The organism is Dyadobacter sp. BHUBP1, assembly GCF_050587785.1.
Taxonomy (GTDB): Bacteria; Bacteroidota; Bacteroidia; order Cytophagales; family Spirosomataceae; genus Dyadobacter.
Window position 1 is genome coordinate 1,050,915 of sequence record NZ_JBOBIH010000001.1, and the last position, 16,789, is coordinate 1,067,703.

At 50.1% G+C, this 16,789-nt stretch carries 13 protein-coding genes; 2 read left to right on the plus strand and 11 right to left on the minus strand.

From position 1 onward, the window contains the following. Positions 1 to 77: 77 nt before the first annotated feature. The 5 genes from ACQ4MZ_RS04400 to ACQ4MZ_RS04420 form a co-directional block, all read right to left on the minus strand. Positions 78 to 1,010 (minus strand): RraA family protein, encoded by a 933-nt coding sequence (locus tag ACQ4MZ_RS04400; protein WP_430843336.1) that lies wholly within the window; start codon positions 1,008 to 1,010, stop codon positions 78 to 80. 102 nt (positions 1,011 to 1,112) lie between these two features. Next, positions 1,113 to 2,387, minus strand: coding sequence for an amidohydrolase/deacetylase family metallohydrolase (locus ACQ4MZ_RS04405; RefSeq protein WP_430843338.1), 1,275 nt, complete (start codon positions 2,385 to 2,387; stop codon positions 1,113 to 1,115). 169 nt (positions 2,388 to 2,556) lie between these two features. Continuing rightward, positions 2,557 to 4,119, minus strand: coding sequence for a SusD/RagB family nutrient-binding outer membrane lipoprotein (locus ACQ4MZ_RS04410; protein WP_430843340.1), 1,563 nt, complete (start codon positions 4,117 to 4,119; stop codon positions 2,557 to 2,559). Positions 4,120 to 4,140: 21 nt separating this feature from the next. Further along, positions 4,141 to 7,575 carry a SusC/RagA family TonB-linked outer membrane protein gene (locus ACQ4MZ_RS04415; RefSeq protein ID WP_430843342.1) on the minus strand — a complete coding sequence of 1,145 codons (3,435 nt, stop codon included), beginning with the start codon at positions 7,573 to 7,575 and terminating at the stop codon, positions 4,141 to 4,143. Between the two features lie 206 nt (positions 7,576 to 7,781). Then, positions 7,782 to 8,882 (minus strand): FecR family protein, encoded by a 1,101-nt coding sequence (locus ACQ4MZ_RS04420; protein ID WP_430843344.1) that lies wholly within the window; start codon positions 8,880 to 8,882, stop codon positions 7,782 to 7,784. A gap of 303 nt (positions 8,883 to 9,185) precedes the next feature. Here ACQ4MZ_RS04420 and ACQ4MZ_RS04425 point away from each other — a divergent pair, with 303 nt between their 5' ends. Continuing rightward, entirely contained in the window at positions 9,186 to 9,671 is a 486-nt protein-coding gene (locus ACQ4MZ_RS04425; protein WP_430843346.1) for an ImmA/IrrE family metallo-endopeptidase, read from the plus strand. Then, positions 9,661 to 10,044, plus strand: a complete 384-nt coding sequence (locus ACQ4MZ_RS04430) for a hypothetical protein (protein WP_430843348.1) — start codon at positions 9,661 to 9,663, stop codon at positions 10,042 to 10,044. The genes ACQ4MZ_RS04425 and ACQ4MZ_RS04430 overlap by 11 nt, the downstream gene beginning before the upstream one ends. Positions 10,045 to 10,059: 15 nt before the next feature. On the opposite strand, the gene ACQ4MZ_RS04435 is transcribed toward ACQ4MZ_RS04430, so the two are convergent. From ACQ4MZ_RS04435 to ACQ4MZ_RS04460, 6 genes are all read right to left on the minus strand, one after another. After that, the gene (locus ACQ4MZ_RS04435) at positions 10,060 to 11,235 is read right to left on the minus strand and encodes an acyltransferase family protein (RefSeq protein WP_430843350.1); all 1,176 of its coding nucleotides are present in this window, start codon (positions 11,233 to 11,235) and stop codon (positions 10,060 to 10,062) included. A 111-nt stretch (positions 11,236 to 11,346) separates the two neighbouring features. Then, positions 11,347 to 11,958 carry an RNA polymerase sigma factor gene (locus ACQ4MZ_RS04440; protein ID WP_430843352.1) on the minus strand — a complete coding sequence of 204 codons (612 nt, stop codon included), beginning with the start codon at positions 11,956 to 11,958 and terminating at the stop codon, positions 11,347 to 11,349. Between the two features lie 300 nt (positions 11,959 to 12,258). Further along, a complete protein-coding gene (locus tag ACQ4MZ_RS04445; protein WP_106598504.1) occupies positions 12,259 to 12,726 on the minus strand; it encodes a RidA family protein in 468 nt (155 codons plus the stop codon). Between the two features lie 37 nt (positions 12,727 to 12,763). Further along, complete coding sequence (locus ACQ4MZ_RS04450; RefSeq protein WP_430843354.1) at positions 12,764 to 14,245, minus strand: PQQ-dependent sugar dehydrogenase; 1,482 nt, start codon at positions 14,243 to 14,245, stop codon at positions 12,764 to 12,766. Between the two features lie 104 nt (positions 14,246 to 14,349). Next, positions 14,350 to 14,781: a c-type cytochrome gene (locus ACQ4MZ_RS04455; protein WP_430843356.1), complete on the minus strand. Its 432-nt coding sequence runs from the start codon at positions 14,779 to 14,781 to the stop codon at positions 14,350 to 14,352. Between the two features lie 127 nt (positions 14,782 to 14,908). Beyond that, positions 14,909 to 16,642, minus strand: coding sequence for a PQQ-dependent sugar dehydrogenase (locus ACQ4MZ_RS04460; RefSeq protein ID WP_430843358.1), 1,734 nt, complete (start codon positions 16,640 to 16,642; stop codon positions 14,909 to 14,911). Between the last annotated feature and the right edge of the window lie 147 nt (positions 16,643 to 16,789).

A 16,789-nucleotide genomic window follows, 5' to 3' on the forward strand; every position in this document is an offset into this window, starting at 1 on the left:
TATTTTAAAAAAGCGAAAGAAAATTCCTGTCTGCTTCACCAAACAGGAAATGCTTAAAACCCGGCCGGATTACTCGTTTACCAGGTTCTTTTTTTCATGTATTCGTCTAGCTCCGAACGCTTCATAGGGATTTCGTTCGGGTTCTTGTCGAGCCATTTCAGGAAGTCTGTTTTCAGAGCGTCGGTCCATTGGCTGTCAATCTGGCCTGGGGTGTATTTGCCTTCTTTCAGCATTTGAATGCCGAATTTGTCACGCAGTGCGATGAATTCGGCGGTTTGCACCACTTTCTCGACCATGTGCGACGGGACGAAGATTACCCCTTCTTTTTTGGCCAAAACCAGATCGCCGGGAAGTACTACCGCGCGGCCGATGCGAATAGGAGTATTGATGCCGGTGACCACCGCGTCTTTGAGATACGAAGGATCGAAATCACGGACGAATGCATTGAAACCGGGGATTTTGGAGAGGCCGTCGAGGTCGCGCACGGAGGCGTCGAATACCACACCATTGCCGGTTTTGGCAAAAATAGAATTGGCCAGGTTATCGCCGATCAGCGTACCTTCCACTATTTTGCCCATACCGTCGGCTACGTATACGTCGCCTTTGCTGAGCATGTCGATCGGCCAGGAGTTGGTATTGCCGATGCGGCCTTGTTTGGCACCGCGGTCTTTGATATTCTTTTCGATATCCGGGCGTGAAGGCATGAACTGCGCCGTCAGTGCACGGCCGGCGATCACCACGTCGTCGTGCACGATTTTCCAGTTGCCTTCAAACTGGCAGTTATAGCCTTCGTTTTTGAGCACTACCCAGGCTTCTTCGATATTGATGTCCTTTGCGCGGCGGACGAGGTCGTCGGAGATTTTCGGGCGGCCGTCGGGGAAGCGTTCACCTTTCCATTCGGAGGTCAGGAAAATCAGTTCTTCTTTTGGCATAGTCTGCGCCTTCGCGGTCTGCGGGCCTCCAAGGGTTAGGGTCAGGATCGTCGTTAAAGAGAGAATTGGTAGTTTCATAAGACAAGAAAATGTGCGGCAGGAATATATTGAGTAGGTAAAATTAGGTAAAATATCAATCGGGGCCCTGTCTGGTTAAATCATCCAGAGCTCCCGTTCAGATTATCTTCTTGAAACCACGATAGGGTTGGTCAGGCCATTCAGGTCGTACACCACCTTACCTGCGCGGATCGTCACTTCGGCTTCGAGTTTCTGCTTGCCCTGTACTTTGGCGCCGGTGTAATCGAAGAAACCGAATGTGCCGGTGTCGTTCATCTGGAACTTGCCGTCGAGTACGCGCAATACGGATACGTCCGCACGTGAACCCACCGAGAGATTACCCAGCTCTTCGCGGTGAATGGCTTGTGCCGGAGCCCAGGTGCTGGCTTTGATCACCGCCGGCAGATCCATACCCATGGCTAAGAATTTGGACATCACATTCAGCATGTCCTTCATGGCATTGTTCATACTGCCGGTATGGATGTCCGTGCTGATAGTGTTGGGATAAAAACCGGTTTTGATGGCCGGGATCGCCTGCGAGAATGCGAAGCTGATACCTCCGTAACCCACATCGAAAATGATGCCTTTTTTGCGTGCTTCATACACGAATGGCTTCACTTTACCGGCTTTCACGTCCACGATCGGCTCGCGGCTGGCAAGCTGGCCGAAGCAGTGCGTGAAAATGTCGCCCGGGCGGAGGTGTTTCATGAAAAGCTCTTCAATGGGCAATACCGGCTGGCTGCCGCCGAAATCGATCATGACCGGAATATTGGCCAGCTTGCCGGCTTCCACAGCGCGGTCGGTAGGCGTCCAGTTGTAACCATTGAAATGGGCAAGCTTGATACCGACGATATGTTCAGGATATTCTTTCGCGACTTTGGCGGTAGCGGCAGCATCCATGTCTTCGACGTTCTGCTCGTACGTGCCGCCGCGCATACCTTCGCCTACGATGTTCAGGAACGAGAGCACGCGGGTGCGGGAAGCGTCAATGGTTTGTTTCTTGAAATCAGGGAAGGATTTCCAACCCGCGCAGCCTGCATCCACAACGGTGGTAACGCCGGTGCGGAATGTGAAGCCGTCGGGAGGAAGGGCGTTAGGACCGTTGCTGTAAGTCTGGTCCATTTTGGTGCCGAAGAAATTGTGCGAATGCATGTCGATCAGGCCCGGCGTCACGAAAAGGCCTTTCGCATTCACCACCTGCACACCTTCCTTGGCGTCGATGTTTTGGGCAACGAGCATTACCGTGTCGCCTTTCAGCGCGACGTCCATGATGCTGTTGATATTGTTTTTGGGGTCAATCACATGACCGCCTTTGATGACGATCGAATACTTCTGAGCCTGTGCGGCAAAACCGGCAGAACAGAAGAGGGCGGCGGCAATGAATACTTTTTTGATCATGGGTTTTGGTTTAGGAAAGAACTATTATGGTTAAGACAAGGAAACGCATTGAAATACCTCATTCACGGATCGAAAAATTTCAGGCTTAAAAAGCGATACGGACTGCCGATTTTGGTCGGCAATCCGTATCGGTCATTCACTTCACAGGCAAACAGCGCATAAATTCCGCTTATTTATCCCACCAAACTTTGCTCGAAAGCGTGTTGGTGCCGCCCTGGCGGGTACGCGCTTCGTAAAAATTCTCTTTATTGTATTGCTCCTCCGTATCGGGGATCACGAAGCGGGTCGGGATCTGGCCGCCGGTGAGGTTACCGGGATAGTTGGTCGGCGTCAGCTTGGGATAGCCTGTGCGGCGCCAGTTGGCGAAGATCTCGTATTCGTCTTCCAACAGGAGGGATACCCATTTCTGCGTACCGATCTGCTCCATTTTCTGTGCTGTCGTTCCGGTTGCATTGAAAGGGTTCGCTTTCAGGTAAGCGGCGATTTTAGCATCGGAGATGATACCTGCCGTGCCAAATAATGCCCATTGTTTCAGACCGGAAGTAACTGCGGCGTTGTAGGATGCCTCGGCGGTAGCGCCGCTGTACCAACCTCTCAGGTTGGCCTCTGCGAGCAACAGGTGTATTTCGGCAGGGGTCATAACGAGCAACGGTGCATTGTATTTCAAGATCGTCGCAGGGTTAGGCTCCGAGTATTGATCGAAATTGGCAGGCAGGCCGTTGAAAGCGGCATTTTGCATCCCTTTTTGCAGTGCGGTAGCCGTGTCGGCCACGTAAGGGGCTTTATCGGATGCTTTGGTCCATACCACTGAAATCACATTCAGGCGCGGATCGCTTGTGGTTTTCAGATGGTCGATCAGCGTTTTTGCAAACTTGCCGCCTTCTACGTTATCGCCACCGGGAGATACGTAGTCGGTGCTCATTAATCCGGCGGAGATGAAATTGCGGCTCGCAGTGATGGAGCCGTCCACATAGTCGATCTTCGCCAGATCCGCGTCAGTGGTGATTACGCCGCCGGCGATCGCTTTCTTTACCCAGGTTTCAGCCATGGCAGGGTCCACTTCGGTAAGGTGCATACCGAGGCGCAGCATGAGCGAATAGCCGAACTTCTTCCATTGCGTCACATTTCCGCCGTAAATCAGGTCTGCAGTGCCGAAGGTAGGCTTACTGGCGTCGAATGCGGCAATGGATTCTTCGATCTCTTTGAGCATGTCGGCATAGATAAAGGCCTGCGTGTCATACTTGGGAGTGAAGTTTTTGTCCGTAAGGGCCTTTCCGGCGTCCGTGTATGGGATGTCACCATAAAGATCAGTGAGGCGGTGGTAGAGGTACGCCTTCCATATCCGCGAAACCGACATTTTGTTTACATTGTCCGGCGAGGTTTTCAGCGCGTCGATTACCTGGGCGAGATCGATTACGGCTCCTGCCGTCGCAGGGTCGCCGCCAAACAATGCCCAGTTGCCGGTTGAGTAGGTATAATTGAAATACTTGTCACCTGCCGCAGGCACTTCCTTGTAAGTCGCGAAATGCTGCATCGACTGTCCGATCGTCAGATAAGCACCGCCGGTATAGTTGTTGCTCACGGTCGTCAACTGCGCCCGGGTAAACAGGAAGCCGGGCACGACATCCCTGGACGCATTCGGGTTTACATTCATTTCCTCGAAATTATTGTCGCAAGAGGAGATGAAGGCGGCCACCATGGCCATATATGATAGTTTCAGGAATTTGTTCATCGTCACTGTAATTTTGAATGATTAAAACTTCACTGTCAGGTTTACGCCGATGTTTCTGGTCCTAGGTACACCAAATGCTTCCAGCCCTTGCGCATTACCGTTTGTATAGCTCGATTCAGGATCGAAATATTTGTTGCGCTTGTCTTTGTAAAGCAAGGCAAGGTTACGTCCCACGATCGAAACAGAAGCCGATTGCAGTTTACCTCCCAATATTTTCGCGACAGGCAGGTTGTAGCTCAAGATAATCTGACGCAGTTTCACGAAATCGTTGTTGAACGTGAAAATGCCCGTGTAGTTCTTGTCATTGTCATAGTAAGTATCAATGTCTTTCTTCTCCCATGTTTTGGAGAAAGGTGCTCCTTCGGGTGTTACACCGGTTACCGTCAGGCCGGTTTCACGGCCGGGAAGTGTTTCCTTAGGCAAGCCGAAGCGGTATGCATACTGGTACATGTTCGAATATACTACGCTTCCGAACTTGCCGTCGATGAGGATGTTCAGCGAGAAGTTCTTGTATTTGAAATTGTTGGTGATACCCATGGTCAGCGGAGGAGTACCATTACCCAGTTTTTCGAGGTTACCACGTACCGCGTAACCGCTGGCAGTGTTGAATACGGTATTCCCGTTTGTATCTTTCAATTTGTTGTAACCCCAAACCTCACCATACGTACCGCCCACTACGTTGTTGATCAAACCACCGCCTACGCCCGTTCCGATGCTCAGGGAAGGAAGGTTATCGGCCAGTTTGATGATCTCGCTTTTGTTGTAAGCCATGTTGTAGCTGATGTCCCACATGAAATTATTTTGCTTGACCGCAGTTCCTGTCAGCAATAACTCGATACCCTTGTTGCTCAGCTCACCCACATTCAACAAAGCGGAAGTGTAACCCGAGGTCGCGGCGATATTGCTTTGTACGATGTCGTTAGTGGTCTTGCGGTTATACAGCGTAAGATCGATTCCCAGACGGTTTTGCAGGAATTTCGCTTCGATACCTGCTTCATAGGTAGTGGAAGTAAGTGGTTTCAGATCGGGGTTTGGTACCACCGCCGAAGATAGCTGCTGAACCGGACGTCCGTTGTGGCCACCTACTGCCATCGCATAGCTTTGGTAGATCTGGTAGGGAAGTACATTCGCGCCGCCCACTTGTGCCCACGAACCACGTAGTTTCGCGAAGCTTACCACTGTTGGCAGGTTGAAAGCTTCGGAGAGGATCAGTGAACCACCAACGGCAGGGTAGAAAATGCTATTGCTTTTGCTGTTCAACACCGAGAACCAGTCCTGACGGCCCGACAAAGTCAGGTACGCAAAGCCTTTGTAACCCAAATCGGCGGATCCGAAGATAGAGTTGATGGCGCTTTTGTTGTAAGTAGGCACCACGGTCGATGTTGCGAGGTTCGTGAAGCTGTAAAATCCAGGAATCGTGAATTCCGAACCGTTGAAGGCGGTCTGGTCATAAATGCTTCTTTGCATATTGCCACCCACCAATGCGGAGAAGTTCAGGTCTTCGGAGAAGTCCTTGGAGTAATTCAGCGTCAGCATTCCGTTGGTTTCCGACGAGGTTACTTTCTTCGCTTCGTAGGTCCCCAGCGGCTGGTAGGCGTTGTTGGTAGGTACTACGAACTCATAGTTGAAGTTGTAGTAATCGCGGCTTACGCTTCCTTTAATGAACAGGTTGTCGAGGATGTCATATTTAATGTTGGCCTGACCGAGGAAACGGTTTTTCTGATCTTCATTGACAAACTTGTTGATCACGAAATAAGGATTCGGTGCGGCCGGTACGGGGTTCCATTCAACCTCTTTGCCGGTAACCGCGTCGTAGCCCGGGGCGAGGCTTCTGATATCCACGGTGTTTGCAACCAGGTAAGTGGCCCAGTGCGGATTGTAATCAGCATAACCAACTTTCGGACGGTTGTGGCCGTTCTCGATATTGTACTGAACAACCGTCTCAATGCTCAACTTTTTTCCCAGAAATGCATTCAGGTTCAGGTTCGCGATTCTTCTGGTAAAGGAAGAATTGGGGACAATGCTGTTCGAGCTGGTGTTGTTCAGACCGAAACGGAAATTCACGTGTTCGTTACCTCCCGTAAACGAAAGGGAGTTGATGTAGTTGGTTCCCGTGCGGTAGAAGTTTTTCAGGTTGTTTTTCTGAGGCGAATAGGGACGTTCCACACCATCGAACTGGATTACCGGCGTACCATCCATTTTCGCACCGTACGACAAGCGGCCTGAGCTCTTCGCCTTATCCTTGTCTGCCGGTTTTACACCATCCACACCCTGGCCGTATTCATATTGCCAGTCGGGAATGATCGAAAGGTTGTCCACCGAGAAGTTGCCATTGTATTCCACGCCGATGCCTTTTTGTGCACGGCCTTTTTTGGTGGTAATCAAAATCACACCGTTGGAAGCACGGGCACCGTAAAGCGCAGCCGCAGGACCGCCTTTCAAAACGCTGATCGACTCGATGTCGTCGGGGTTGATACCGCCGATACCATCACCGCGGTCGGTGTTGTTACCATTACCATCCGAAGCATTGCCACCACCCGGAACGCTATTGTCCATAGGCATACCATTGATTACATACAAAGGTTGGTTGTTACCGCTCAAAGATCCGTTACCACGGATGATAATGCGGCTGGAACCGCCGGGGCCTGTCGACATACCGGTGGCGTTAACGCCCGCAATCTTACCGGTCAAGGCATTCGCAACGTTATTTTCACGGGCTTGTGTGAACTCGCTTCCTTTCACCTCGGTCACTGCATAGGCAAGTGCCTTTTTCTCTTTGGAAATACCCAAAGCCGTTACAACTACCTCGTTCAACGCTTTGGCCTCGGGCGCCAGCTGTACGTCCACGCTGGTTTGACTGCCCACCGTAACTTCCTGCGTAGTATAACCTACAAAACTGAAAACCAGAACGGCAGTTGCAACCTCGCCGTCGGGAATATCCAGGAAAAATTTACCTTCCGCATCACTGGACGTTCCTCTTTGTGTACCTTTTACGAGCACGCTTACGCCCGGGAGGCCTGCGCCGGTTTCATCCTTCACGGTTCCCGTAACGTTGCGTTTCGGCGATGCCTTAATGGTATTTTCTTCAACAGGTGCCTGTTCGCGGCGCAGGATAATACGGTCCTGAACCACTTCGTAAATGACTTTATACGGAGTCAGAATTTTACTGAGAACTTCGGATAACGATTCGTCCTGAAATTTATAGGATACTTTCTGATTGTTGAAGATCTGAGGGTTGTACATGAACTTAACCTTTGTCACATTCTCGATCTTTTCCAATGCCTTGTCAATCTCGGAATTGGCTAAACGCAAAGTCACTTTTTGTTCCAGCACACGCTGTCCACGCACGTCGTTCGCATGGACGAAAGTGCTGAACGCGATGGAGAGCAGGGCTTGATACAGAGTAATGCGCATGATTTTCTGTAAAGCATGGTGAAATTGTACTCTTTTTGACATAATTTTGATTTTTGTCGGGTTGAAATTCGGCATAATGATTCCCACAGCAGCCTCATTCAGATGCTGTTAAGCGTACACAAGCGGGGGATTAATCGGGTCGGTGGTGTTGCAGCATCATCGACCTTTTTGGTAGAATAGCAATTAGTAGTGTTTTTGGGTCATAGGCACGGGTGAATTTGTCATAAAGTATTGAGAGAAAGGTATTTTCAATAACATCCTTTGCTGTTGATGATGATACTTGCGTCGAGCTGTTCATACTGTGCGCCGATCGTCCTGCAAATCAGATTGATCTTCTCGAACAGCGGCTCATCGGAGAGCGAGGCGGTGAGGTAACAGTTCTGCATCACTTCCGCATCGAATACGATCTTCACACCGTATGATTTTTCCAAGGCCGCAAACACTTCGGCGATTGGCGTTCCCTTGAATTCGAATGACTGTCTCTGTATCGGTAATTCCAGGAGCTTGGGGTCTGGGATCAGGCTTCTGGTGAGTCGTAACTCATTGGGTGCGAATGTGATCTGCTGGTTGGGGGTCAGCACCATTCCACCGAGCTTGTCATCGGCATGCTGGCTTGCAATCGCTTCTTTTGTCATCGGGAATACCGATACTTTGCCCGTTTTTACAACCACTTTCACCTCCTGGTCGTCGAATGCGCTCACTTTGAAGCTCGTTCCCAGTACTTTCGTGGCAAGCGTATGTGCATACACGTAGAAAGGTTTGTCGGGATTCTTAGCCACTTCAAAGAACGCTTCCCCTCTCAGGAACACTTCCCGTTTGCGGCCCTCGAACCGGCGCGGGTAGGTAATGCGGCTGTCGGGTTGCAGGAGCACCGAGCTGCCGTCTTCCAGGATGACCAGCCTGGCCTCTTTCCCGGAATTCACCGTCTCGATCAAGGGCTCCTTGATCTGGCTCAGAATCACCTTATACTGATCGGACTGCTTTTGGGAAAGGGTTTGCTTGTTGTACCACCATCCTGCGAACATCAGGATCAGTACCGAAGCCGCCATATGGTACCAGTTGGGTCTGAAACGCAGCCATATCGATGATTTTTTGGCATGGTTCTCCCCAATGGCGTGCGAGAGCCTGTAAATTTCATTAGCCACTTCCTCATCCGAAATACGATCGAATGCCGCTTCCGTCGACACCAGGAAATTCCGGGCGTGATTGACCAGGTCCTGTTTGTCCGGATTGTCTTCGAGCCATTCGGTCCACAGGGCTCCATCGGCAGGGTTATTGAACAACACCCAGCGTCTGAAAGATGGATCGGCGGCCAGTTCCTCCGGAAGAAAATTGCGGTAATGAAGCATATTGGGCAAATAATAATATGGCTAATTTTAATAAGGATGCACGAACATTGGGCCGATACTCTCTTTTCGGAAATTAATTTTTGAAAAATTTGGGAAGGGCGAATAAAAATGCGGAGCGGCTGATGAAAATCTTGGCAACTGGCCGTTGGTTTACAGATATCTACCGAATATTCATTGATTGATTTTTTGGGTATCATAAATTTGATAATCCTGGGACCTACTTGTATTTTTATGAAACAAATCGAAGATAAATCTGGAAAATAAATTGTTAACCTACGTAGAGGAACTGATATGAGATATTATATGACGCCGGACTATCAAAGAGCGAAAGGAGAGGCCATTCGTCTATTACAACAGTTTGGATTGGAGAAGCCGCCCGTCAATCCGATGGACATTGCGAAGGCTCTTGGTGTAAAGGTCTCCTTTGTCGAATTTGAGAAAGATCTTAACAACATATCGGGTTTTTACGATTTCGAGGAGGATACCATATTCGTGAACAAGGACGAATATCCCCTGAGGAAGACTTTCACGATCGCGCATGAGCTGGGCCATAGAATATTGCACGCTGAATGGGCGAAATCCTCTGATTATAAAGTGCTTATGCGAGGTGATGTCCGTACGGACGATCCGAAGGAGGCAGAAGCTAACACGTTTGCCGCGAATCTGTTGGTGCCACGGTTTATGCTCAATAAATATTGGGAAGAGTTTTCTGCCACCCAACTTTCGGAATTGTTCGTGGTATCTGTGCCGGTGATCAGGAACCGGATCTCTTTCGAATATGGAGTCTAAAAGGATTCAGGCTAAAAGGGGAATTGTAAAGGCCGAGCAGACAGACGTGGAGCTAGGGGAGAAGCAACTTGCTGCTCGACAGATGGAATTCGAAATTGCCAAAGAGCAAAATCGGCATGAAAAGGATATGCGAAGTACAGACCTTGGCTTTCTGGGTTGGTTCTTCGGCGATGGGCGAAATACACAGACATTCGTCGCATTGATTGGCGTCCTCTCAGGCCTTGCAATTTTTGGAACTTGTTTGGCTGCCGCATACAAAAAGCCCGCCGACGCACATTTCTGGTCCGATGCTGGTTTGAAGGCGCTGGCATTTGCGGGTACTTCATTGGGATATTTGTTTGGACGAGGTGCCCTTGGTTCCAGAAAGCAGTGATTTTCTTTCAGGACTCTAAATGTATTTTGCTATCCATGTAATTTTCCTCAGAGGGATGCTGACGGCCCAACTTCCAAAAAATGCGACAAGCAATGTAATCAGAAACTTGCCGAACGCAGAAAAGGGTGCGTCAAGCAATGCATACTGCGTCCAGAGCACAAACGGGTAGTGCAGCAGGTAGATGAGATAGGCATGTTCGGAAAGGGAGTCCCAGGCTCTGTGATGCCTTTTGACCAACGCGCGGAATGTGGTCATGAAGGCAATGCAGCTGAATATGCAGGACAAAACGTAAATCGTGAAATAAATGAGGTATCCCTGGAATTCAGTGAATACTCCGGTTTTGACGAGCGTGGTCAGGTATGGCGACGCGATGGTGAGTAACGTATAGACTAGTCCGCACGCGACAAGCCAGAGCGGCCAGCGACGGACGAGCGGAGCAGAAGGGCCGAACATCGTTTCGTTGAAATGCACATGCCCAAGCCAGGTTCCTATCAGGAAGTAGCCGAAATACAAAGCAGCACGGCTGACTTGGAAATCGAACGGTCCGAAACCGGTCCATGTGTAAGGCCCCAGCCAGAATGCGAATGGAACGTACAATGCAAACGTGAGCAGGAACGCGCAAAGGACCAGAGAGGCTGGTTGGTAGCTTCGTGGTTCCGTGTTTTTGGTGATTCCGAATTTTGATCTGCAAGCCATGTAAATAAACGCGAATATGATATTGAACACGAACAGTACCCATATAAACCACGGTGGCCCGACAGGCCATTGCTCGACGATGAAGAAATCTTTCACGTATGCGAGCAGGCTCAAGCGCCCGTGAGCGAGCATGTAGGAAGGGTAATGAGCGATAAGGTTCAGAATGGTACCACCGATCAGGAATGGAATAAATAACCGGTAGAACCTGTCGCGGACAAATGCGCCTGGGCCTTTACGCTGAATGCTCTTGATGACGAATAATCCCGCAATGAGGAACATCAGCGACATGAAGAACACATCGTTGAAGTTTTCAAAAATGTCCAGTCCAATCCAGCGCTGTGTGTCGACCACCGGGTGAGTAGACCGGATGTATGCAGCCTTGTCAAAGCTCGCAAAGGTGGTATAGGCAAGAGAGGAGTGGTGAGCAACCACCAGGACGGTCAGAAATGAGCGGAGGTAATCGATCCAGAGGGTTCGGCCGGAGGTTTGTTGCATGGGCTAGGGGTTGTTACCGGAAGGATGCATTAAACGAACGCCCGGTTGCATGCAGGCGCAACATCGCGCAAAAATTTGGTGATGGATTCGGGAGTAGCGAAGGGAATTCGGCTAGAATTGCAGCGCGAAGCAAAGGAACAGCAGATTACTGATCGGATGAATGTGCTGTTTGAGCGCGGTGATCGCTTTAAAAAGAAGGTTGGCGACCGATTGCCGATTTACCTGCATGAGGTCGGCGATCTGCTCGTTGTCCATTCCTTCGAAATATTTGAGAAAAACGGCCTCCTTTTGGCGACGGGGAAGCTCTTCGATGGCGCACCGCACTTTGACCTGGCTTTCGTTCAGCAGTTCTTTTCTTTCAATTTCGGTTTCGACTGTCTGATAGTCGGAAACCTGGTGAGCTTCGTCGATGTCGAGGAAGGGATGAGAGCCATTGTGGCGCCGGAATTCCTGCATGAGCTGGTTGCGCAAAGCACGCAGGAAGTAAATGGTAACGAACTGGATTTGGATGTTCTGTCTCCTTTCCCAGATGTGAATCATCAAGTCTTGGATCGCGTCTTTAATGAACTCCCTGTCAGTGGTGAAATTGCAGGCGTAATTGAAAAGTGTGCGGTATTGTTTGTCGGCTAGCTGGCAAAACGCCAGACTGTCCCCGGTCTGGCTTTGGTGCCAGAGATTTAAAAGAATTTCATTCTCCTCAGCGATGCGTTGTTTCTTGTTCAATTCTCATTGGGTCAGTTAAACAAATTAACCGTTAAATCGTCATAATCTAAAATATAAGTCCGACTTTATTTTTTGTGAGCGAATTTAATCCTGGTTAATTGTATTATTCCAAAATAAAAGTTTGTCAAAAATGCAGTAAGTAATTGATAGGAGTGAAATAGTTACTTTAAGAAGTAGGAGGAAAGGAGGAAGGGGAGGAAAAGGAGGAAGGGGAGGACAGAGAATGGAGGATGAAGGGAAGAAAATAGGACGATGACTTTCTCCCTTTCCTCCTTTCTCCCTCCTCCCATTCTCCCCATTCTAGACGTAAGCGATACAATCGATTTCAACGAGCGAGTCGCCTGGAACACCGCCGTATACTGCTACGGTGGTGCGGCATGGTGGTTTGCTGCCGAAACGGCCTTTGTAAGCTTCGTTCATGGCTTTGTAGTCGTTCAGGTCATGGAGAAATACGGAGCATTTCAGTACTTTTTCCATCGAAGAACCTGCTTTGATCAGCTCTTTTTCCAATTCATCGAGTACGTGCTTGGTGTGAGCAGTAATATCGCCGTCGAAATGTGCACCCTTACCGGCCACGAAAACGAGGTTATTGAACTTGGTATGGCCCGAGAAGAGAGGCACGTCCTGATACATTTCCACATCGCCCACTTCTTTTTCAGGGGCCGGCGCTGGTACAGCTGCCTGCACTTTCGATACAGCGCCGATGCCCGCGATGCCGGCAACCGATGCAAAAAGTTTTTTGATAAGAGATCTTCTTTCAGATTTCATAACAGATTAATTAAAGTTATATGTAGAACGAGATGTATTACGAGTTTTTCTTTTTGGCTTTTTTCACCAGTTTGTCATTGGCAGGCAATGTTATCTTCCAAAGACTTCCGCCGGCTTTGTTACCTCCTTGCTTGCCTCCGTACTCGATGACATACAGTGTGTTACCAACCAGGAGGGCATCAGTCGGGGCTGTGAAGTTGTTGATAATGCTGGTGGTTCTGGTTTTGTAATTGTCGGTCTTTTTGTCATAAACCATTTCCAGGTGCAGCAGGTCTTTACCATACCGGCGCAGCGGGTTCGGGTTGACGACACCATTACGCGGACCGCCGGTATAGCGGATCACGAAGCCGTCACCGGTGAACTCTTTGCCCAATGCATTATGTGTATCAAAGAAAAGGCCAAGTGGCGACGAGTGCGCGTTGAATGTGCCCACCGTAACGCCGGTGGTGTCGCCGTCCATGACCACACCGGTTTTACGGTCGCGGTACTCGTTGGCATCCGGGCCCATGTTCTGTACCGAAGGCGAGAACTTCACGCCGGCAGGCCGTTTCGGAAAGTCGGGATCGTTGTGGAAATATTTCATGAGGAATGCAAATGCAAACTTGCTCAGGAAAGGGTCTTTTTCAGGGTCGGGATTGAAATCAGGGAATTGCTGTGGATTTTCAATACCTCCCATTACCCAGGGGAAACCGTAGTGGTGGCCCTTTCGTACCCAGAACATGTCCTCGGGATGGTCGTAGTCGCCGGAGTTGGAGACGGCAAAAAGATTGCCTTTTGCGTCGAAAGCCATGTCGTAGGCATTTCTGATGCCTTCCGCAAAGATGTAGCCGTCGGCTTTCAGCTTGGCGAGATCCGTGGACAGCAACAGATCTTTGGAGTTGATCGGGAAACGGAAAATATTCGCAGTGAGCGCGTTGTCACGCGCATTGGGATATTCGCCACCATTGTCCTGTACCTCGCCGTGGTCGGTGCGGGCGCCTGTATTGACGTAAATGTATTTGCCGTCCGGACTGATTTCCAACGCGTTCCAGCCGTGGTCGAAGGTGGTTTTGTTAGCGCCGTATTCGACTGTATTGAAAACTACCGTCATTTCCGGTTTGTCGGCACCCTTCGTCATTTCGTAGCGGACCATCCGGCCTTTGTTGCCTTTGTTGTTGTTGACGCTCACATTTCCGGCGAGAAAGAGGGTATTGCCGTGGAAAGCCGCTCCTTGCAGACGTGGAATACCGTGATCTTCGACGGATAGCAGCTTTTTGCTCACGGGTTTGCCATCCTCGATGACGATTTTAACCACATCACCGAAAAACGTGGTGTAATACATTTCGCCGGTTATAGGGTGCTGAATCAGGCGCACCGCTTCCGGTTCTACTTTCATGTACTCTTCAATGGTAATGTCGTCGCGAAGTGCTTTGGGGACGGAGGTTGTGACCTCCCGCTGTTGTCCGAAAACATGGAACGTCATGCCCAGGGCGAGCGCCGACGTGAATCCGGATTTGATAATGCGGCTGTAATGTAACATAGTGTTTTTTATGGGGTTTAGGGGACTTTGACTTGGCTGTCGGCTGTCGGCTATCGGCTTTTTTTTAGGTTTGATAGCCGACTGCCGAAAGCCGACGTACTACATCACTCTTGTTTGCCCAAGTGCCGGATGTACGCTACAAGCTGCCAGCGCTGCTCGGCCGTGAACACATCCTGGAATGGCGGCATGTTACCGCGGCCGTTGGACATCTTCCAAAACAGTGAGCCATCGCTTTGCGCTTTTACCAGCGTATCGTGAAAGTTGGCTGGTTTCTGGCCCAATGCGCCGCCTGCCGCGCCGTCGCCGTAACCGCCTTCGCCGTGGCAGGAAGAGCAGTATAAGGTAAATAATTCTTCGCCTTGTGCGAGCGTGAGCGGCTCTTCGTGGTAGGGGTTTTTCAGCGTGTCAGCCCAGGCCGGCGCCTTCCAGGGCTCCTGGGAGTTGCGTGTGAAAGTGTTCTTCTCGGAAGAAAACCCCGCGAGGCCTATTCCGGAAAGCATGATAAAGCTTGCGGCTATAATGTTGTTTTTCAACATGAATATACAGAAATGGTGAATTAGTTACTTTCGCCATTCTTCCTCCAACCCCTTCAAAGGAACACTCAATTGCCGGAGAGTAATATCCGCTTAAACGGGGTTGGAAGATGAATGGCGTAATATCTCTTTACTTGATCGACGCCCGTACTTTGGCCACTTCTTCGGTTGTGACCGGGCTTGCATTGTTTCCGAAATTGCTCCGGATGTGGGTCAATACCTCTGAAATTTCCTCGTCTTTCAAAAAGCTGTGCTGGGGCATTACGTTGTTGTAGGCTTGTCCTTTTACCTCGATAGGGCCTTCCAAACCATTCAACAACACCTTAATCAGCCGCTCTTTGTCACCGGTAACCCATTCGGCACCTCCCAGCGGTGGAAAACGCTGCGAGTCGCCCATACCGTTGCGTTGGTGGCAAGCGCTGCAATACACACTGTAAACTTTTCCGCCTGCAACGGGTTTGTCTTTGTCCAGGTTGTCGTTCACAAAATCGGGTGTGCGGATATGGGTCATTGTCTTGCGTTGCTCCATTTTTGCCAACGCCGTTTTCGTGAATTTCTTTTTGTTGCCCTTGTAGGTCACTTTCCAGATCTTGCCTTTCTCGGTTTCGGCGAGGTAGATCGAGCCATCGGGACCCATGGCGATACCCATCGGGCGATAAACCGCATCGCTTACGTTCACGATGGGATCAAGGCCGGCAAAACCGTCTGCAAAAATCTCATATTCGCCTGCTACCTGACCATTCTTAAAAGGCACAAACCCAATAAAGTAGCTCGACTGCGGATACGGAGCCCGGTTGGTAGAACCGTGGAATGCAATGAACGACCCATTTTTATAATGCTCAGGAAACTGATTGCCCTGGTAGAAAAGAATGTCGTTAGGCGCCCAGTGGCCGGGAAAACCGATCAAAGGTTTCTCGTACTGGTCGCATTGACCTACAATTTTACCGTCACCGCCATATTCCGGGTTCAGTACTTTTTTGGCTTGCATCTGGTCCCAGTAGCAATAGGGCCAGCCCGCGTGGGTACCTTCTTTAATTCTTAAAAACTCCTCGGACGGCAGCATAGCACTCTGCCAGCCATTATAGAGCTGCGGCCAAAGGCGCAAAAGGTCATCGCGGCCGTGTTGCACTGCATATAAATTGTTGTCCTGGAAATTCCAGTCCAATGCCACGACACTTCTCAGGCCGGTAGCGAATTTGATACCGTCTTTCTGCAACTGACCCGTTTTGTTCGCATCAAATTTCCAGATGCCGCCGTGGTCTTCCAGGATCGGGCACGGGTCCATACCTTTGGAGCCGGGCGTACGGTTTTGCTCCTGGCAGGCATTGGAATTCGCACCGAAAGGCACGTACATAAAACCCTTGTCGTCAAAGGTGATCGGCTTCGCAATGTGCTCATGCATTCCGTGGGGGTGATCGTCGGTCAATATCACTTCTTCCGGGCTTTCGGGAACCAGCTTGCCGGGAGTGAGTTTGTAGCGGTACACAACCAGTTCGGAGCTGAAATACAGGTAGCCCTTATAAATACGCATCGCGGTACCATAGGCACGCTCTCTCGCAGCGCCGCCGAACCGTTTGATAACGTCAGCCCGTCCGTCGTTGTTGGTGTCGCGGAGCGCGATAACGGATTCGCCTTTGTCCGCAAACCGTGCTTTCACATAAATATCCCCATTATCATTCACGGCAATGTGCCTTGCGCGGCCCGGAAGGCTGTCGACTACCACCGTAGCCTCAAATCCGTCCGGCAAAAACAAGCCACCATTTTTGGTATTAACCACCGGCAAATCCCGGTCGGAATGCTGCGTAAACCCGAGCGCCAGCAGCATCAGGAGGGAAGCAGACAGTTTCAAGCGTTTCTTAAACATAGGTCAATTAAGAGGGGTTTAGGGACTTCGGCGATCGGCTGTCGGCAATCGGCTTTTTTTGTTCGTTGGTTGGCAGCCGAAGAACTATTTCAAAAACAAAGTTCAACTAAGAGAGTTTATGAACTTCGGCTATTGACAGTCGGCTTT